This window comes from Arcicella rigui (assembly GCF_034929435.1).
Lineage (GTDB): Bacteria > Bacteroidota > Bacteroidia > Cytophagales > Spirosomataceae > Arcicella > Arcicella rigui.
Window position 1 is genome coordinate 20,304 of the sequence record NZ_JAYFUM010000012.1, and the last position, 19,791, is coordinate 40,094.

A 19,791-nucleotide genomic window follows, 5' to 3' on the forward strand; every position below is an offset into this window, starting at 1 on the left:
TTTTATTCTTCTTCAATGTCATATTGTTTAATTTTTCGATACAAGGTTCTTTCAGAAATGCCTAAGTCTTTTGCAGCGTACTTCCTCTTGTTTTTGTTTTTTTGTAAAGCCCTGATAATCATGTCTTTTTCTTGCTTTTCTAAAGAAAGAGAAACTTCTTCTGCCTCGTGAGTAACGTCGATAAAAGCATTTTTATTCTCAGGAGTGGCATTTCCTAAGTTAATAATTGTTAATTCGTTATCAGTACTTTTCGGAGCAAAATTACTGGCATTAGGCAAAGTCCTTGCAGGAGTAAATTCTGGCTGAAATGTTGGCGTAAATGGATAATTTCTTTCGGCTTCGATATTTTTGAAAAGCCCTTCGTTTTGTTTTAAAATTTCGGGGTTAATTTCTCCATTTTGTAATACTTCTAAAAACATTCTTTTCAATTCCGTAACGTCTTTACGCATATCAAAAAGAATTTTATAGAGTAATTCTCGCTCGGTGAAATTATCATTTTGCTGTGCTTCAAAATCCCTTCTTACCAAGCTGTTGCCCATTAATTTGCCATTATTCATTTGCAAATAATGCGAAAGCTTTTCGGCATCTACTATTCTGTCATCTGTTTCCAGAATAGAAATTTGTTCGGCAAGATTTTTCAATTGACGAATATTGCCAGGGAAACGCTGTGTAAGCAAAATCTGTTGAGCATCAGCCGAAAGTTGAATTGGTTTTGTACGATACTTTTCGGCAAAATCAGCACTGAATTTTCTGAAAAGTAGTTCAATATCCATTCCTCTTTCACGCAATGGCGGCACAAAAATCGGTACAGTATTCAAGCGGTAATATAAATCTTCTCTGAATTTCCCACGCTCAACGGCTGTCATCAAATTGATGTTTGTTGCAGCCACTACACGCACATTGGTTTTTTGTACTTTAGATGAACCTACACGAATAAATTCACCATTTTCAAGTACTCTTAGCAAACGAGCTTGTGTGCCAAGTGGCATTTCTGCAATTTCATCCAAGAAAATAGTACCGCCATCGGTTACTTCAAAATAACCTTTACGAGCGTCAATTGCACCTGTAAAAGCACCTTTTTCATGTCCGAAAAGTTCAGAATCAATCGTTCCTTCTGGAATTGCCCCACAGTTTAAGGCAATGAACTGACCGTGTTTTCGGGCAGAAAGGTTATGAATAATTTTAGAAAATGATTCTTTACCAGAGCCGCTTTCTCCTGTGATGAGTACCGTCATGTCGGTAGGGGCAACCTGCGAGGCTACCTCTATGGCATGATTTAAAGCTGGCGAATTACCGATAATGCCAAATCGGGCTTTTATGGATTGTAGTTCGGATTGTATCATTTTTTAGAATTAGAAAAAATGTCTAATTCATTTAATATTTTTTTTAGAGAGTCATTAATGGGTTTATGAACATTTGCTTCTGCCTTCACATAAAGTTTATTAATTAGATTATCTAATTCCTTAGTTGTTTGTGAATCCTTTTTTAAATCATATAGCAGAGGTAAAGTTTGTTCGATGCGTTCAATTTCATCTCCAATTTCATCAAGAATTTTAAAAGAAATTAAAGGCTTATCACGAGAAGCTGGGTAAGTATTTTTTTCGATTATAAACGCTCCGCTGTTGATTTTTAACAAAAACTGATTGTTGCGGCTTGTAGCTTCCCATTTTACTTCATTTATATCTGTCTTTGATATTAACTTTTCGATTAATTCAATGATATATTTGTCTGTTGTAGCATTCATAAGCTTTATTACTTTAGTTTCTCATTCTTAGTTTTTTGTTCAAATTCAATAATCAACTCCAATAGCAATTCTATATCTTGGTTAATGGTCTGTAAATCTATTTGAGTATCAGAAGTTTTACTAATAACAACTGAAATATTATTGATATGCGTAGATAAATTTGTCAAGTTTGAATTTATTTTTTGAACAGAGATATTTTTTTTAAATCTTTCTGTTTGCTTAAAACTAATTAAATGTCTTTTCAAATCTTTCATTCTTAAATGTGCTAATTCAAGTTTTTCCTCTCTTAAATAACCTTGAATTTCGGCAATTAAGTGAGAAACATGACTTGAATCTGACAAAAGCAACGCATAGTTTATACTTTCTTTTGTTTCTAATATCGCTTCCTTATTAGCTTCCGAAATACTTTTTATTTCCCTTACTTGGAGATAAGTGATAGCTAACCAACCAGAGAAGCGATCGTTCCAAGAATAGAAAGTTTATTGATTAAAGTTCTATCTCTTTCTTCTAAGAGATAAATTAACAGCATCGCTAATACTGAACCTGAAATACCAATTGCAATACTTACTTTATTTAATTTGCTCATGGAATGTTGATTTTAGGTGTTTTCAACAAAGCTTTCAACTAACTACACTACTTCTCCAAACAAAGTAGCAGACGAACATGAAGTAATCTTCACATTTACATAATCTCCTTTTTGATGATTTCCTTTTGGTAGAATTACCATTTTATTTTGGTCGTTTCTGCCTTGTAAGAAATCTTCTGAACGCTTAGAGAAACCTTCAATCAATACTTTTTGGATTGTTCCAACCGCCATTTGATTGCGTTCATGTGAGATTTGTCGCTGAAGAGCGATAATTTCTGCTAATCTTCTTTGTTTTACTTCTTCTGGAATATCGTCTTCCATTTTCTTGGCAGCTGGTGTTCCAGGTCTTTCAGAGTAAGCAAACATATATCCGTAGTCATAACGCACATACTCTATCAACGAAAGCGTTTCTTGGTGGTCTTCTTCTGTTTCAGTACAGAAACCTGCAATCAAATCTTGAGAGATACCACATTCTTCTCCTAAAATTTCACGAATTTTATCTACACGATTGATATACCAAGCACGGTCGTAAGTACGGTTCATCAGTTTCAAAATTCTACTGCTTCCGCTTTGTGCTGGCAAGTGAATATAATTACAAACATTCTCGTACTTTTTCATCGTGTAAAGTACTTCGTCGGTAATATCTTTCGGATGTGACGTAGAAAAACGTACTCTTAATAAAGGGTTTATAAGGGCTACTCTTTCTAAAAGTTGTGCAAAATTTACAGTTTCAGTTCCGTCAGCCGAAGTCCATTTATACGAATCTACGTTTTGTCCAAGTAGTGTTACTTCTTTGTAACCATTGTCTAATAAATCCTGACACTCTTTCAAGATTGAATATACATCACGTGAACGTTCACGACCACGAGTAAATGGAACAACACAGAACGAACACATATTGTCGCAGCCACGCATGATTGACACAAATGCTGTTACACCATTCGAGTTTAAGCGTACAGGCGAAATATCTGCATAAGTTTCTTCTTTTGATAAGAAAACGTTGATGGCTCTGTTGCCTTCTTCTACTTCTTCAAAAAGCTCAGGTAAATTTCTGTAAGCGTCTGGCCCAGCTACTACGTCAACGATTTTCTCTTCTTCCAAAAATTTCGTTTTTAAGCGTTCTGCCATACAGCCCAACACGCCCACAACCACACCCGGACGCTTCTTTTTAATATGCGTAAAGTTTTTTAAGCGATTTCTTACTTTCTGCTCGGCGTTTTCACGAATGGCACAAGTGTTTACCAAAATCACATCGGCTTCTTCAAATTTTGAAGTAGTAGCATAACCGTTTTCTTGTAAAATAGAAGTGACGATTTCGCTGTCAGAAAAATTCATTTGACAGCCGTAGCTTTCGATATACAATTTCTTTTTATTGTCTTTTCCAACTTCGTCAACTGTAGTTCTTGGTAAATCCAAGGTTTGTTTGTCTTCTTCTGTAAGTATTTCTAAGTTTCTCATATCTTTTGTACACAAAATCAGTTGATTATGTTCTGTTTTCGTGAAAAAATGTTGTAATGTATAGACGAGCTTGCTCGTAACGAATGGCAAAATTACGAAGAAATATTGTTATGTCTGACAAAATGTCAGTAAATTATTGAAATTAAAATGGATAGCCAATTCCAAAATTCAACACCAATGGATTTTGATAATTTGAAGGGAGTTTACTGCTGGGTTTGAACAACACCCAACGATTATTTTCAGCTAAAGAAGGGTCAATTACTTTCACTGCCCAGTCTAAACGCAAAACAAAAAATGACAAATCAACCCGTACTCCGAAGCCCGTACCCACTGCAATTTCTTTGTAAAATCTATTAAATTGAAAATCACTACCCTCAACACCTTCTGTGTTTTGCCCCTTGAAACGCCAAACGTTTCCAGCATCTACAAAAAATGCTCCGTTGATATTGTAATCTCCGTAAAACTTGAAGATTTTAAAGCGGTATTCCGCACTGGTTTCCAGTAAAATACTGCCGGGCTGGTCGAAATTTCCTTTTGCAGAACCCGGCCCCAATGCTCTGGGTTTCCAAGCTCGCAAACTGTTCGGACCACCTACAAAAAAGTTTTTCTCGTAAGGTAAACTTTTTTCATTGCCATAAGCATAAGCCAAACCTGTATTGATTTTATAGACAAAAATTGAGTTGCCTATTGAATTCAAAGACAAGTATCGTCTGTAATCGGCATTTATTTTCAAGAATCTATAAAACTGTAAACTATCACTAAAAATACTTGAGACAAAACCAATTTTGCCATTTGGGAAAAAGTTGAGTGTCGTTCCCCCTGATTCAAGTAAGAGTCTGAGGTAATTTCCCTTCGTGATTTGTCCGTAAGGATTATCTGTATAAGTATAAGATGCACTGATACTTGATACAAATGATTTATTGAAACTTCGGACTAAGTTGTTTCCCGTATATTTTTGAAGACTGTCCAAAAAGTTCTTGAAATCTCTCGCCTGCTGATTATTCGGATAAGTCGTTGATAATAAGTTTAAGTCAATCAATGATACTTGCCAATATTTATTAGGCGATGGTCGCCACAAGTAAGTTTGATTGATTTTAAAATTCAAACGGTTATATTCCTGACGACCGACTAATTCTACCCCAGCTCCCAAACGTGTTTGTGGTGTAAAGTCGTTAAGCTTTTGTGCGATGATATTCGGAGCTAAAATTTTGGGAATAATCAGAGAAGTATTAAAACCTAATTCCAAATTTCTACTTACAAGGTCGGGACGAATAAAGCCTGCTTGAGCTTCAAAACCAAAGCGAAAATTACTTTCTAATGAACTCGCACTTCCTCGAAGATTTCTTAATTTAAAAGAAGTATTAAAAAATGGTCCTAAAACCAATTTGTACAAACTCCCTCCAGTTTCTGCTGTAAATTGGTATTTGTCTAATGGACGAGCATAAATGGTAGCGTCTAAAACGCCTTTGGTGGTATCGAAATTGATACGAGTAAACTGAAATTGGTCGAGTCCATACAGTTTTTTCTGAGTCGATAAAACTTTTTGCTGGCTGTAAGGCTCGTTAGGTTGAATATCAATTTTTGAATCCAATAATTTTGCCGAGAACTTTTTGTTTACCAATAAGTAGCGGATATTATGGAAATCAACAGTATCAATTTTAGGAGCAGGAATACTTGGCGAAGAGCCATCCGAAATAAAAGTAACTTTATTAATTAAGTACGATTTATTATAGTTCGGGTTCGAGGGTAGCCTGTCGGGATGCGGCACAAAAGTAATGGCATCAATCCCTTTTGTAGTAGCAGTATCAAGGTCGTTGATTCTGATACTGATATTTTCTTTTGAAAAATGATAATAGCCGTTATTTTTTAAAATTTGTTCAATTCTATTTTTTTCTGCATTGTAGTTTTCTACTTCCAAACGCTTACCTACTTGTAAAAGACTTTCGTTTTGAGCCTTTTTCAAAATCTGATAAATTGCTTTATCTTTCACCACCAAAGAATCTGTTCGATTGAATGGATAAAAAGTACCCTCATTTACCAAGTAAGTAACGGCGATACTTCTTTTTTTGAAAAAAAGGCTGTCCGCTTTGTAGCTAACTGAGTACTTGAAAAAACCGTGGTTTTTGAGATAAGTCTTTATTTTTTCAACATTTTTCTGAGCATCTTCGGGATAAAAATAGGAGGGAGCTTCCCCAAAAGTTCGCATTCCCCAGTTTCCTTCATTGATTTTTCGAGTAAGTTTTTGGGCTTTTTTTTCTTTCTTTTTCGATAATTCAGTATAAATCGACGAAGAATTCTCCATGCCTTTAGTAGCTTGCTCAAATTCCTCGTTTAACTTTGTTAGGTCATTTTGCCATTTTGCTTTTTGTGCAGGATAGTTCTGAGCAAAAAGCTGATGAAAATATAAACCCAAAGTAAGGGGCGTTCTGAGGATTCTTTTGTTGGGTCTTTGAGGTAGAAGTGCTTCTAATTTTTCAGCAGAAACTACTTTATTGCCTTTGATATTCTGTGAATATAACAAAGGCTCAGAAAGCGTTCCTTTGGGAGAACAGCTTGAAAAATAGACAATTAAGAAAATAATTGATATATGAAGTACTATTTTTTTCAAGGGTGATACGATGATATTATGATATGAACAAGCTATAATTTTAGAACGAATGCTATCCAAAAATCAAATTAAATACATTAATTCTCTTCAGCAAAAAAAGTTTAGACAAGAGTATCAATCTTTTATTGTAGAAGGTGCAAAAAGCGTAATTGAACTTCTACGTTCAGATTTTGAGATTGAAAGTCTTTTTGTAACCAATGATTTTTACAAAGAAAACGAAAGCCTTTTAGAGAAACAACCTCTTCGTGCAGAAATTGTTAGCCAAGCAGAATTAGAAAGAATTGGTTCATTCAGTTCAAACAATGCTGCCGTTGCCACAGTTAAGACAAAACAAAATCTGAAATTGGTAGCCCAACCACAAGAGTACGTACTTGTACTCGATAATATCCGTGACCCGGGCAACTTGGGTACAATTATCCGTGTGGCTGACTGGTATGGGATTTCTAAAATTGTCTGTTCAAACGAAACAGTCGATTTTTATAGTCCTAAAGTGATTTCTTCAACAATGGGTTCTTTCACCCGTGTATCTATTTTTTATACTAATCTGGTTGAGTTTCTTTCAAATACCAGTACCAAAGTTTACGGTACTTTCTTGGATTCAGCCAATGTACACCAAACAGCGTTTGTGGACACCGCCTACATTGTAATTGGCAACGAAGCCAACGGAATTTCGGCAGAAGTAGAACGATTAGTAAGTGATAAAATTACCATTCCTCGTTTTGGTGAAGCAGAGTCTCTAAACGCTGGCATCGCCACCGCTGTAATTTGCGATAATATTAGAAGAGGAAAATTGTAATATTTTGATTTCTTTTATGAATTTTAAATTATCAATAGGTTGATTAACAAGCTTTTAGTTAAATTTGATTTTAGTAATGATTCATTAATTTTTAGATAATCATCATTATCAACCTTTCACTTTTATTTGCATTTGTATAAATCCTAAGGCTATGTTTTGGTACGAAGAAGACGTTAAAAGATTAGAACGAGAACGCATTCAACTGGATTATCAACCCAAAACTGCTTTTTATGGGAGTTCAACTTTTACGCTTTGGAAAAGTATCTATCAAGATTTTGATACTTTTTTTCCAGTAAATCTTGGTTTTGGTGGTTCTACGCTGGCGGCTTGTGCTTGGTATTTTGAAAGAGTATTTTCTCAATACGAAAATTTAGAATCCATCATTGTTTATGCTGGTGATAATGATTTAAGTAACAATCGCCATCCCGAAGAAATTTACCTTTTCTTTTTTCAATTGTTCGATAAAATCAAAGTAAAATACGGAGCAATTGACTGTACTTATGTGTCGATAAAACCAAGTCCACAACGTTGGTATCTGAACGACCAAGTAAAATATACCAATATGATTATCGAACGAGAAATCAAGAAACGAGAAGAAGCGAACCTTCATTTTGTGAATATTTACGATTATTATATTGGAAAAGACCAAAAGCCCAATCATCAGTATTTCGAGCAAGACGGCTTACATTTCAACAAGGCAGGACATAATGTTTTGAAAGATGAGCTTGTAAAACATTTGTCGAATATCAATTCAATTAGTTTTAAATACTAAAATAGCTTTGCGGAAATGGTAGATTTAGAAACTGTTGAAATTCAAACTTTTAAAAATATTTCTAAACCAAAATTTTAGAAAAGAATGAAAAGAGAGTATCATAAATGGTATAGCAACCATCTACAAAAAGACATGGAAATGCTGGTTTTTGGTCATGCAGGAGCGAGGGTTTTATTTTTTCCAACTCGTGGGGCAAGATTTTATGACTATGAAGATTGGCGTGTAATTGAAGCTATCCAAGATAAAATTGAGGCTGGCTATTTACAGATTTTCTGTGTTGACAGCGTAGATACTGAAAGTCTTTATGCTAAAGATAGTTCGCCAAGTTTTCGTATTCAAAGGCATATTCAATACGAACAGTACATTATCCACGAAGTATTGCCTTTTACCAGAGAACTTAATCCAGATATGACGATGATTTCTGCTGGTTGTAGTTTAGGAGCTTATCATGCTGTAAATGTGGCAACGAAGTATCCGCAGTTTTTCACGAAAGTGGTAGGAATGAGCGGCAGATACGATTTAACATGGGAAGTAGGCGTTTTCAAAGATTTATTTGATGGCTACCATGATGAAAATATTTACTTCAACACGCCAGTTCAATTTATTCCGAATATTAGCGACGAAGCAATTCTGCATGAACTGAGACGTTTAGAGTTCGTTTTGGCAATCGGTCAGGACGATGCTTTCTTAGAAAACAATAAATACTTTAGCGATATTCTTTGGCGAAAAGGTATTGTAAATAAACTTTACGTTTGGGACGAGGAAGCTCACAGAGCTCGTTATTGGCGTAAAATGGTGCAATTGTACTTATAAAAATTAGTCTTCATAAAATGTAATCAGTTTTGTGGAGACTATTTTTTTTCACTTCGCTTTTCTATCAAACTTACAATCTTCACCAAAAGTACATCGCCCCCTGCGTAAAAAAAGATAGCTCCCATTGGCGGATTGGCGGCAGGAATTACACCAAACGTTTTTGGAATCCAAGTCCAACATTGAAAATAAGTACCCACTAATTCAATAAAAATCACACACAGGGCTATGAACGAATAAAGGTTGTCCATCTTTTTTCTTTTTAGAATCGCAAAGAAAAATACCCCGAAAATGAGTGAGAAGTAATCATTCAAGAAAAAGCCAACGCAGAGGAAAAGTACTAAAAAGAAGGCGATAAAGATTTTTCTGAGCAGTAATTCATTGGCTTTTGCCCAATTTGTTTTAGCAAAAATAAATCCGCTGGCATACACAATTGAGTGTCCGAAAGGTACATACAAAGGAATTTGCTCTGTTCGATATAAGTACATTCCTAAAATAGTACTGAAAATTACTTCACCGAGGTACGACAAAAAAATCATCACAAACATCAACTTTTTCAAGTGTTTGTCTGAAACAAAGTAAATCAAGAAGAAATATATAAAGGCTAAAATGTTGGTAACATTTCTACCATCAAAATAGTGATTTTTGAACGCAACGGAGTCTATACCTAAAGCTATAACCGTGAAAAAAGTAAAGCCAAAGGCGTAAAGTAGTTGTAATTTTTTACTTTCTGAATTGTGATTAAAAGAGAAAAGCGAAAAGATTTTTTGCATAAAAAATAGGAAAATAGCGTAAACGGACATTTACGCTATTTGAAGTAAAATACTTTAAAGTATTGAATATGAAATATTTATACTTGATTAGAAGCTTCTTTTAACAATTGGTCGGATTCTTCGTTTCCTAAGAACTTATCAATTAAATTATGAGCTAAGTAAATCAGAGGAGTCATTAAAATGGCAGTGAAAAACTTGTACAAATAACTGTTCAAAGAAGTAGAAAGCCACTGTTCAATCGTCCAATTTCCAAAAATGACAAAGGCAATACCAATCACCACAAAACTATCTATTAATTGCGAAACCAAGGTTGACCCCGTAGCTCGCAACCATATTTTTTTGCCATCAGTAATTTTACGAATGGCATGAAATACATAAGCATCTAATAATTGGCTAATCAAAAAGGCCGTCAATGAACCCGTAATGATGCCTAATCCTTGTCTAAAGATTTTTCCAAAAGCGTAATCGATATTAAAATTATCAGTGCCTTTGTTTACTTCTAACCAAAATGGGGCAGGAGTAAGCAAAGTTGCTCCGTAAATAATAAGGAAACAGTATGCAATAAAGCCCGAAGTTAAATAGGAAACTTTTCTGACACCTTTTTTGCCAAAGTATTCATTAATAATATCAGAAGTAATAAATACGAAAGGCCAGTTTAAAGCTCCAGCAGTTTGGTTGATGTCCCAAGTACCTAAAAATGTTTGAAGATGTAAGGGTTCAAAACCAAAAGTAGATTCAACAGAGAAGATTTTTACACCGATTATTTCTGCTACAATAGCGTTTGAAAGAAAAATCCCAAAGAGGAAAATAAATAATTGAGTTCTTTTAGAGCTAAGAAGGGATGTGTTGATATTCATGTGGTTAAGAATTGAGCTATGATTTATTTTGATTAAAAATCAAAAGAGGTTAGATGTTTGAAGCATCCAACCTCTTTACGAAGATAACAAAATATGTTAAAAATTGTTGAGCAACAATTCTTCAAAGCCCTACTTTTTACGGTGATTCTCGAAATGAAGAGCAATTTTATTCATGGCAAGCTCTAATTGTTCTAAATGTGGCAAGAAAACAATTCTAAAATGGTCGGGTTCTTTGAAGTTAAAGCCACGCCCGCCAACTACTAAAATTCTTTGGTCTTCCAGCAAACTCAACACAAAATCACCATCATTTTTAAAATCAAATTGTTTTAAATCAATTTTAGGGAACAAGTACATGGCCCCTTTCGGACGCACACAAGTAATGCCTGGAATGGCTATCAGTTTTTCATAAGCCAAGTGCATTTGTTTGTACAAACGACCAGTTGGAGCAACCAAATCATTAATAGATTGATAGCCACCCAAAGCCGTTTGAATACCATATTGTGTAATAACATTAGCACATAAACGCATTGAAGCCAAGAAAGTAAGCCCTTCAACATAAGATTTTGCTTTGTGTTTAGCACCAGTCAAAATCATCCATCCACCACGGAAACCAGCCGCACGATAGTTTTTCGACATACCGCCCATGGTTACAATCAAAGTATCTTCCGACATCCCAGCCGTTGAATGATGAACTGCTCCGTCGTAAAGAATTTTATCATAAATCTCATCAGCAAACACAATCAATTTATGTTTTTCTGCAATTCTGACGATACCTTCTACAATTTCTTTGTCATAAACTGCACCCGTTGGATTGTTTGGATTAATCAAAACAATACCACGAGTTTTCTTAGTGATTTTTGATTCAATATCTTTCAAATCAGGATTCCAATCAGAAGCTTCATCACAGACATAATGCACTGGCGTGCCACCAGCCAAACCCACAGAGGTCGTCCAAAGTGGATAGTCAGGCGAAGGAATTAAAATTTCATCATTTGGATTCAGCAAAGCCGTCATGACCAATGAGATTAATTCACTCACACCATTTCCGATATATACATCTTCAATTTCGATATTTCTTACACCTCTGCTTTGATAATATTGCATTACGGCCTTTCTGGCGGCGAAAAGTCCTCTGGAATCAGCATATCCTTGTGCGTTGCGAATGTTCATGATAATGTCATGAATGATTTCCTCGGGCGTTTCAAAACCAAATGTCGCCGGATTGCCAATATTTAACGAAGTGATTTTGTAGCCTTCACGTTGTAATTGAAGAGCTTTTTCGTAAACTGGCCCACGAATATCGTAGCGTAGTGAATCAAGACGACTACTTTTTAAGATTTCCATGCAATATTATTGTTTCATTGTGGATTGAAAACCATTTGAAAAGTATCGAAAGAGGGTTTTCAATTTTGAGTTTGCAAAGGTCATAAAAAATAAGCAAATACACTTAATTGAACATAAAAAAAGGTTTACCAAAACTTAATATGTTTTGATAAACCTTGCTGAAAAGGAGTATTTTAGATTACTTTTTGGCAAATGATTGCTCAAATAAGAAGTCGATATTGTGTGTTGGAGTAAGATAATTAATCTGAACAAACTTCGCTTGAAGATTTGCCTCAATAAAAACGCCACCTCTGATAGAAGTGTGTGGAGCAAGTGTTGTTGCTCTAAAACCTTCACTTGACCAAGTACGATACTCATGTTCGAGTCTGTCCATTTTAGAATAAAATTCTTGGTGGTCAGCAATTCTTTTTACTTGTGAAACATTCATCATTGTCTGCCCAATATCTACGCTTCTAATGAATCTTTCTGAATTTCCACGAGAAGACTGGCTTGATATAGAGGTTAACAATCCACCTATAAAGAGAATCGTATTGACAGTTTTAGCTCGTTTCAGTTTTCTTTCTTGGTAGTCCATTTTATTTCTTACCACCTCAACTTCTTCAGCGGGTTCTATGCCCTCGTACTCAAAAATAGATTGTCCATCGGCAGTACGTAAATTTTGTTTTTGGCTATCAAGCGGAAAAGCTCTGAAATTTTTAGGAGAAATAGCAATAGCAGAATCTGAATTGTTGAAAATTTCAACGTCAAAAACCATGTAATCGTGATAGCTGCCATCATAAGAAGCAACAATCTTTAAACCATTATCCTCTTTTTTTACGATTTCTTTACCATCAGCAAAAATACTTTCTTGCTCGATAGGGCGTAAACTCATGGTTTTAATAGAAGAACAAGAGGAAATTGAACCAAAAAAAACTAAAAGGCAGAAGTAAATGAATATTTTTTTCATAAAATTATGTAAGCTAAATGTTATTAATCTGACATCTGAGCTTAGCCAATCCCCTATGTTTATCAGTAAAATTAGGTTAGAAATATAAAGAATTAAAAAAAAGTTGAAAAAATATTGATTTTTTTTAGCGACTTAAGTACTCAAATAACATTCTGATTTTCAATTCTGTATCCAATTTGTACAAAAAATGAGAAAAATTATTTCAATTTTTTTTTGAAAGAGGGCTTGCTAAATAGAAAAATCGCCGTACCTTTGCATCACCTAAACACAACGACAGTATCACAAGCGATACAAAATGTGTTAAGGAGAGTTGCCTGAGAGGCCGAAAGGAGCCGTTTGCTAAACTGCCGTACCTCACAAGGGTACCGAGGGTTCGAATCCCTCACTCTCCGCTTAGAAATAAAAATTTTAAGCAAGGGAAATTTTCGGGGTGTAGCGTAGCCCGGTATCGCGCTTGGTTTGGGACCAAGAGGTCGTAGGTTCGAATCCTGCCACCCCGACTTTTAAATGTGTTAGTTTGAAGATTTGAGAATTTGAAAATTACATTTCCTTGATTTTCAACTCCTTAAAAAATCAGATTAACACATTTTTGTTTAGGTTCCATAGCTCAGCTGGATAGAGCAACTGCCTTCTAAGCAGTAGGTCTCAGGTTCGAATCCTGATGGAATCACAGAATTAAAAGCCACTTGGATAAATATTTCAAGTGGCTTTTTTGTTTTACACTACAAGCTGTTTACAATAAAAAAATGTACTCCACCGAATCTAATGTTCGTTACTATTCCAATAGGATTGTTTTGTGTTTACCGAAAAGGTTTTTGGCAAGAGTTTCGAGTAACAATTTAGAATTATTATTTTTGTAACATGAAAGAGTATTTTGATTTTAAATATAGTCGTCAATCATTAGGAGTGTTCATTGTTTTTATGGGCAATCCTTTAATCTTTTTCTTTAAAGAAGTTTTAGGTTTCGGGGGGAGTTCTGTTTTTACTATTTTTAGTTTAGTGATGGGCTTAGTACTGATGATTGCTCCAGAAGATATTTTTCGTAAATTCTGGAAACCCAATATTCCTATTACAAGACTTGCGTTTTACTTCCTGTTTCTGGCTTTTGTTTATTATCTTTTCTTTAATCCTTACTTCGGTTTTTTTAGCGAAAACATTTACGTTTTTTATAGAGATTTAGGAAATTTTATCTTCATTTTCGTCTTTCTATTTTTACTGGTAAGTGTTTCAAATGAAATTAAAGACTATTTCCTGCCAATTGTAGTTATTTTTACCTTTTTTGGAAGTATTTGTTTGATTTATTCAATGGCAACTAATCCTTATTTTGTGATTGGACAAAGAGCGACAGTTGTTTTTGGAGACGGTACTACTACTTCAAGTGGTAATCCGCACGTTTATGCAAGGAATGCTTTTGCAGGTATTTATTCTTCTTATTTTTTGCTGAAACAGCGAAGTTTCTTTTGGAAAATTTTATCTTCACTCAACTTAATTTTATCGGGAGTCGTACTTATTTTGGCTCAGGCTCGTTCTATTTTACTTGCCTTTTTGTTCTCGCTAATGCTCTTTGTTTATTTTAATACTTCTAAAAAAACAATTCAAAAAGCTGTTTCTGTGCTGATTAAGCCTCGTAATTTGTTGATGATAGCCTTTGTCATTTGGTTGATTATTTACTTTATCAGTAGTCAGCCACACTTGGTGAATATTATCAATTTATATTACGAAACTTTTCTGACTACTTTTACCAAAGCAATGCTTACGGCTTTTGGCATGGTTGATGAAGAAAACGTAGATTTGTCGGCCATGGGGAGGATTAATAACCTTGAAGTAGTAAAAAAGACCTTTATTGATAATCCTTGGCTTTTTCTTTTTGGCGGCGGCTTTAAGTATTTTTACATAGATATACCTGTATTAGAAACCCTTACGGATTTAGGTGTTTTAGGTTTTTTGGCTTTTAGTCTGATGAATTTAATGATTTTTATTGAGGCACTAAAAGCGATGAAAAGTCAGAATAATACTTTTACAATGTTTTTGGGCTACTTTTACTTGACCTATTTTGTCGGAATTTTCACGGGAGGCGAGCCTTTTGGTACAGCATATTGGTTTATTTTCGCCGTAATGATGCGTTTTTTAGGCATAAAGTATTTTGTAAAAACGCCAGTAGCTGTGAAAAACCCTTATACAGAACCTTCTCCACAAACACCTTTAGCTGCTTCATAAATGAAGGTTTTAATAATTCACAATCAACTTTGGGCCCATTACAAAGCCATTATTTTTAACGAATTACAAAACATCGCCAATCAAAATACTGATTTTGATTTATTGGTTTTGCAGTTGGCAAGTATTGAAAAGAGTAGAGTAGGGCTTGGTGATGCCGCTTTGTTTCAACATAAATACAAGTATCAATTACTTTCTGAAGGAATTTTAGAAGATTTAAGTCTTAAAGATAGAATAACTGGTATTCTAAAAACCATCAAAAGCTATCAGCCAGACCTTGTAAATCTTACGGGTTATTATGATATAGCTTCATGGGTTGCTTTGATTTATTGCAAATTAAATGGAATCAAAACCGTTTTATCAAACGAATCAACGGCTGGCGACCATCAGAGAAGTTTTCTGAAAGAAACTTTCAAACGATTAATTATTAGTCAATTCAACGGATTTTTTAATTTCGGAAAACTCTCGAAAGCTTATATGATGACTTTGGGAGGAAAAGAATCCCAAATGTTAGTTAATCGCAATTGTGTAGATAATACTTTACTTGCCGAAATCTATTCAAAAGCATATCCTTTGCGTGAACGCAGACAGCAAGAGCTAAATTTACCTACTCATAACTTTATTTTTGTTGGGCGATTGATAGAATTTAAAAATTTAGTTCGACTTTTAGAGGCGTTTTCCATTGCTCAGAACAAAAGTAATGCTGATTGGGGATTAATATTTTTGGGAACTGGCGAGCAAAAATCTGTTTTGCAAAAAGAAGTAGCCGAAAAAAATATTCAAAAAGTGTTTTTTTTTGAAGGCGTAAATTGGCAAGAAGTCCCCATTTACTTATCCTTGAGTGATGTTTTAGTTTTACCAAGTTACTCAGAACCGTGGGGTTTAGTCGTAAATGAGGCAATGGCTTGCGGTTTACCTGTTTTAGTTTCTGAAAAATGTGGTTCAGCTTATGATTTAGTACAGGCTGGTTTGAATGGTTTTACATTCCAACCTTTAAAAATGACTGAACTATCCGAAAAACTGCTAAAATTTATGAATAAGGAAGTAAATACTCTTGAAATGTCTGAAGCTTCCAAAAAAATTATCCAAGAATATTCGCCTGAAAATGTTGCTAAAGAAATGTTTGAAGGCTACAAACAATTATGTCGTCCAAGAAAGTAATCAATTCAATACAATTTTTAAGAGGGCTTGCCGCTTTTGTAGTGGTGGTTTACCATATCGGAGGCTACATCAAACGCTATTTTACCACTACTTTTCTCGGAGATTTTTTTGATTTCGGTTTTGCAGGAGTAGATTTATTCTTTGTAATTAGTGGTTTTATCATACATTTTACCAGTAAAAACTATTTAGATAATCCTTCAACCTTAGGTAAATATCTGAAAAAAAGATTGTTGAGAGTATATCCAATTTATTGGATTGTATTGACAGTACTTTTTGGCTTGAGTTGGTTCATTACTTTGATTCTTCAAAAAGATGTTTTTAATATAGGTTATCCTTATACAATTTCAGCTTTTTTACAGACCTATTTTCTAACACCGCTTCATTTCGCTATTAATCCAGTTACTTGGACTTTAAGTTATGAGCTTTTTTTCTACCTGTGTTTTTCATTATTGATTATTTCTCGCAGGCTTAGTTTCATCCCGATTTTGTTGATATTAGTTTCTTTATACAATATCATTTTTATTCATGATGAATACAGAAAACACTTCAATTTTATCTTTAGTGGCTATAATTTAGAGTTTATGTTCGGCTTTTTGATTTATCAGTTTTATGATAAAATCAAGTTTCAAAATTGGATTTCAGTACTACTCATTGTGATTTCTTTGGCGATAATTATCCATTATGGCTACGACATCATCGACTACGACTATCAGAAAAGAGTACTTACTTTTGGTGTTCCCTCAGCTTTTTTGTTGATAGCGATGTTGAATTTAGAAAATAATCAAGCAATACGGATTCCTTCATTTACGATAACACTGGGCGACGCTTCCTATGTTTTGTATTTGATTCATTTTCCCTTGTTGTTATTGATGAATAAAATTCCTTCCATCATAGGCTGGGAAGTATCAAACCTTGCAGCGGTTTTGTACAATATTTTCATTATTATTATCACAGTATTGATTAGTATTTTTATTCATAAAAAAATAGAAAAACCATTGTCTAAGTACTTATCGACCATTACGAAAGCATAAACCTATGAAAATTCTTAATATTTGTGGATACTCGTGGGATATTGGCGGCCCGCCAAAAATCATTTATGACCATGCAGTGGTTCAGATGAAACATGGAGCAGAAGTAACCATTTTAACGCCACTTTCGGAAGGACAAAAATTATATGCAGTACCCGAAGGAGCAAAAGTAATAGTTTGTAAAAGACATTGGTTAGCAAGATTTTGGGCTGAATTTTCGCCAGAATTATATTTTTGGTTAAAGCAACATGGCAACGAATATGATGTAATTCATATTCATGGATTGTGGCATTTTGCTGGGCTTGCTCCTTATTTGGCAGGCGTAAAAACGCCAAAATGTGTGACGATTCATGGCTTACTCGACCGTTGGGCTTTGGCGAATGGTTACTGGAAAAAGAAGTTATTTGCCATTTTTTTTCAGAAACGACTGTTAGATAAAACGGAACTTATACAAATTAATAATCTCGACGAAAAGCAAGATTTATTAGGTTTTTTAGGGCATCAACATCCCAACGTTGCCATTGTTCCGAATGGCATGAATCTGTCGAATTTTGATAATTTACCAGCCAAAGGCATTTTTAGAGATAAATTTAATTTGCCCAAAGAGCCTAAAATAATTTTATTTCTGAGCAGATTGAATATCAAGAAAGGCTTGGATTTATTGTTACCTGCATTTCAGAAAATTTCTTCGCAGCGACAAGACTGTATTTTGGTTTTGGCTGGTCCAGATGATGGTTATTTAGCTGAAACAAAGGCGTTTATTGAAAAAAATAACCTACAAAAAAGTATTTACTTAGTAGGAATGCTAACAGGCAATGATAAATTAGAAGCCTTTGCTGATGCTGATATTTTTGTTTTACCTTCCTATTCTGAAGGTTTTTCGATTGCTACTTTAGAGGCTATGATTTCGGGTGTACCATCTTTGTTGTCGGATAGAGTAGGATTTGGAGAAGCCATTAGGCAAAATCAGGCGGCTCATTTGGTAGATTTAGACGAAAAAAGTGTGGTAGAAGGGCTTAACCGAATGCTTGATGATGAACAGTACTGCAAACTTTTGGCTGAAAACGGAAAAGCATTAGTGAAAAAACAGTACGATATAGAGTTGGTGGCACTCAATTTATTAAATGAATTTAAGAAAATAGTCAAGAAAAAATAATGCAAGACATTACCGTCATTATCCTTACTTTTAACGAAGAAAAACATATCAAAAGATGTGTAGAATCTTTGCAGGCTTTTACTGATAAAATTTTCATTGTAGATTCAGGTTCAACCGATAAAACGGTTGAAATAGCAGAAGCTTTAGGAGCAAAAGTTGTACAGAATACTTGGGTAAATTATGCAGTACAATTCAATTTTGGCATAGTAAACAATCCCTTCAAGACCAAATGGCTGATGAGAATGGATGCTGATGAGTACGTTTTACCAGCATTAGCCGCTGAAATCAATCAGAAATTAGCTACATTTTCAGATGAAACCAGTGGATTGTACATTAAAAGAAGAGTAATTTTTATGGATAAATGGATTCGTCACGGAGCATATTATCCAATTTGGCTATTAAGAATTTGGCGTAATGGACAAGGAGCTTGTGAAGAAAGTTGGATGGACGAACACATTACGCTGACACAAGGAAACACAAAACAATTAGAAAACGACCTTGTTGACCATAATTTAAACAACCTTACTTGGTGGACACAAAAGCATAATCTTTATGCCATTCGTGAAGTAATTGATTTATTAAATATCAAATATAATTTCAGAAATTTTGAGTCGGTAGAACCAAAATTCTTTGGTACACAAGAACAAAGAACTCGATTTTTAAAAGTAAAATATGCTTCAGTACCTCTGTTTCTCCGCCCGATTTTCTACTTTATTTATCGCTATTTTGTCAGATTTGGCTTTTTAGACGGCAAACAAGGCTTTATTTGGCATTTTTTACAAGGTTTTTGGTATCGGTTTTTGGTAGATGCCAAAGTGTATGAAGTATATCATCGAGCAGGAAAAGAGAAAAGTGCCATCGTACAATTCTTTAAAGACGAGTACCAAAAAGATTTAAGTAAATGAATTTAACAACAGATTTATCAAAGTACAACAATGCTTGGTATAAGCCCGGAAGCTTTATCAAACGAACGCTGTGGCATATAGTTGGTTCAATTTGTTTGCATTCAAATCTGCCTTTACCAGTATCATTTAAAATTTTTATCCTCAGAATATTCGGGGCAAAAATTGGGAAAGGAGTAATGATAAAGCCACAAGTATTGATAAAATATCCGTGGTTTTTGGAAGTAGGAGATTATGTTTGGATTGGCGAAATGGTTTGGATTGATAATCTTGTAAAAGTAAGTATCGGAAATAATGTTTGTATTTCGCAAGGTGCAATGCTCTTGACTGGAAACCATGATTATACCAAAAGTACTTTTGATTTGATGGTGGGTGAAATTCATTTAGAAGAAGGTGTTTGGATAGGAGCAAAATCAGTGGTTTGTCCGGGAGTGAGGGCTAAATCGCATGCAGTTTTGGCGGTAAATTCTGTGGCTACTAAGTCTATGGAAGCCTACACGGTTTTTCAAGGAAATCCAGCACAAGAGGTTCGGAAGAGGGTTATCAAATAGTAAACAGTTTGGTACTTCTCAATTTTAATTGTAATTTGACTGAGTTTTAATACTCAATCCATTGAATGGATACCTCTTTGTGGAT

The 19,791-nt window shown here is 34.6% G+C and carries 19 protein-coding genes and 3 tRNA genes; 12 read left to right on the forward strand and 10 right to left on the reverse strand.

Features of this window, described 5'->3' with window-relative positions:
* Positions 1-2: 2 nt before the first annotated feature.
* From VB248_RS11635 to tamL, 6 genes are all read right to left on the reverse strand, one after another.
* Positions 3-1,343 carry a sigma-54 interaction domain-containing protein gene (locus VB248_RS11635; protein ID WP_323296954.1) on the reverse strand — a complete coding sequence of 447 codons (1,341 nt, stop codon included), beginning with the start codon at positions 1,341-1,343 and terminating at the stop codon, positions 3-5.
* Entirely contained in the window at positions 1,340-1,744 is a 405-nt protein-coding gene (locus tag VB248_RS11640; RefSeq protein ID WP_323296955.1) for a hypothetical protein, read from the reverse strand. The genes VB248_RS11635 and VB248_RS11640 overlap by 4 nt, the downstream gene beginning before the upstream one ends.
* A gap of 8 nt (positions 1,745-1,752) precedes the next feature.
* Complete coding sequence (locus tag VB248_RS11645; RefSeq protein ID WP_323296956.1) at positions 1,753-2,085, reverse strand: hypothetical protein; 333 nt, start codon at positions 2,083-2,085, stop codon at positions 1,753-1,755.
* 98 nt (positions 2,086-2,183) lie between these two features.
* Complete coding sequence (locus VB248_RS11650; RefSeq protein WP_323296957.1) at positions 2,184-2,330, reverse strand: hypothetical protein; 147 nt, start codon at positions 2,328-2,330, stop codon at positions 2,184-2,186.
* 42 nt (positions 2,331-2,372) lie between these two features.
* On the reverse strand, positions 2,373-3,788 hold the full coding sequence (gene miaB, locus VB248_RS11655; protein ID WP_323296958.1) for a tRNA (N6-isopentenyl adenosine(37)-C2)-methylthiotransferase MiaB: 1,416 nt from the start codon (positions 3,786-3,788) through the stop codon (positions 2,373-2,375).
* Between the two features lie 142 nt (positions 3,789-3,930).
* Positions 3,931-6,396, reverse strand: coding sequence for a translocation and assembly module lipoprotein TamL (gene tamL / locus VB248_RS11660; protein WP_323296959.1), 2,466 nt, complete (start codon positions 6,394-6,396; stop codon positions 3,931-3,933).
* 49 nt (positions 6,397-6,445) lie between these two features.
* Here tamL and VB248_RS11665 point away from each other — a divergent pair, with 49 nt between their 5' ends.
* The 3 genes from VB248_RS11665 (at position 6,446) to VB248_RS11675 (ending at position 8,777) form a co-directional block, all read left to right on the forward strand.
* The gene (locus tag VB248_RS11665; protein WP_323296960.1) at positions 6,446-7,192 is read left to right on the forward strand and encodes a TrmH family RNA methyltransferase; all 747 of its coding nucleotides are present in this window, start codon (positions 6,446-6,448) and stop codon (positions 7,190-7,192) included.
* 151 nt (positions 7,193-7,343) lie between these two features.
* Positions 7,344-7,964 (forward strand): GDSL-type esterase/lipase family protein, encoded by a 621-nt coding sequence (locus VB248_RS11670; RefSeq protein ID WP_323296961.1) that lies wholly within the window; start codon positions 7,344-7,346, stop codon positions 7,962-7,964.
* A gap of 84 nt (positions 7,965-8,048) precedes the next feature.
* On the forward strand, positions 8,049-8,777 hold the full coding sequence (locus VB248_RS11675) for an esterase family protein (protein WP_323296962.1): 729 nt from the start codon (positions 8,049-8,051) through the stop codon (positions 8,775-8,777).
* A gap of 38 nt (positions 8,778-8,815) precedes the next feature.
* Here the strand turns inward: VB248_RS11675 and VB248_RS11680 are convergent, their stop codons facing one another.
* The 4 genes from VB248_RS11680 to VB248_RS11695 all read right to left on the reverse strand — a co-directional run bounded on the left by VB248_RS11680 (position 8,816) and on the right by VB248_RS11695 (position 12,619).
* Entirely contained in the window at positions 8,816-9,577 is a 762-nt protein-coding gene (locus tag VB248_RS11680) for a hypothetical protein (protein ID WP_323296963.1), read from the reverse strand.
* Positions 9,578-9,624: 47 nt separating this feature from the next.
* Positions 9,625-10,404, reverse strand: a complete 780-nt coding sequence (locus VB248_RS11685; RefSeq protein ID WP_323296964.1) for a queuosine precursor transporter — start codon at positions 10,402-10,404, stop codon at positions 9,625-9,627.
* Positions 10,405-10,533: 129 nt separating this feature from the next.
* Positions 10,534-11,748 (reverse strand): pyridoxal phosphate-dependent aminotransferase, encoded by a 1,215-nt coding sequence (locus VB248_RS11690; protein ID WP_323296965.1) that lies wholly within the window; start codon positions 11,746-11,748, stop codon positions 10,534-10,536.
* Positions 11,749-11,926: 178 nt separating this feature from the next.
* Positions 11,927-12,619, reverse strand: a complete 693-nt coding sequence (locus VB248_RS11695; protein WP_323296966.1) for a hypothetical protein — start codon at positions 12,617-12,619, stop codon at positions 11,927-11,929.
* Between the two features lie 379 nt (positions 12,620-12,998).
* Between VB248_RS11695 and VB248_RS11700 the strand changes: the two genes are divergently transcribed.
* From VB248_RS11700 to VB248_RS11740, 9 genes are all read left to right on the forward strand, one after another.
* Positions 12,999-13,086: transfer RNA gene (locus VB248_RS11700), tRNA-Ser, on the forward strand.
* Positions 13,087-13,120: 34 nt separating this feature from the next.
* Positions 13,121-13,194 (forward strand) — tRNA-Pro (locus VB248_RS11705).
* A 96-nt stretch (positions 13,195-13,290) separates the two neighbouring features.
* A tRNA-Arg gene (locus VB248_RS11710) sits at positions 13,291-13,364 on the forward strand.
* Between the two features lie 191 nt (positions 13,365-13,555).
* Positions 13,556-14,911, forward strand: a complete 1,356-nt coding sequence (locus VB248_RS11715; RefSeq protein ID WP_323296967.1) for a hypothetical protein — start codon at positions 13,556-13,558, stop codon at positions 14,909-14,911.
* On the forward strand, positions 14,912-16,069 hold the full coding sequence (locus VB248_RS11720) for a glycosyltransferase family 4 protein (protein ID WP_323296968.1): 1,158 nt from the start codon (positions 14,912-14,914) through the stop codon (positions 16,067-16,069). It abuts the gene before it with no gap.
* Positions 16,051-17,100, forward strand: coding sequence for an acyltransferase family protein (locus VB248_RS11725; protein WP_323296969.1), 1,050 nt, complete (start codon positions 16,051-16,053; stop codon positions 17,098-17,100). The genes VB248_RS11720 and VB248_RS11725 overlap by 19 nt, the downstream gene beginning before the upstream one ends.
* A gap of 4 nt (positions 17,101-17,104) precedes the next feature.
* Positions 17,105-18,253, forward strand: a complete 1,149-nt coding sequence (locus tag VB248_RS11730; protein ID WP_323296970.1) for a glycosyltransferase — start codon at positions 17,105-17,107, stop codon at positions 18,251-18,253.
* Positions 18,253-19,158 (forward strand): glycosyltransferase family 2 protein, encoded by a 906-nt coding sequence (locus VB248_RS11735; protein WP_323296971.1) that lies wholly within the window; start codon positions 18,253-18,255, stop codon positions 19,156-19,158. Before VB248_RS11730 ends, VB248_RS11735 begins: the two co-directional genes overlap by 1 nt.
* Entirely contained in the window at positions 19,155-19,706 is a 552-nt protein-coding gene (locus VB248_RS11740; protein ID WP_323296972.1) for a WcaF family extracellular polysaccharide biosynthesis acetyltransferase, read from the forward strand. The genes VB248_RS11735 and VB248_RS11740 overlap by 4 nt, the downstream gene beginning before the upstream one ends.
* The last annotated feature ends 85 nt before the right edge of the window (positions 19,707-19,791 follow it).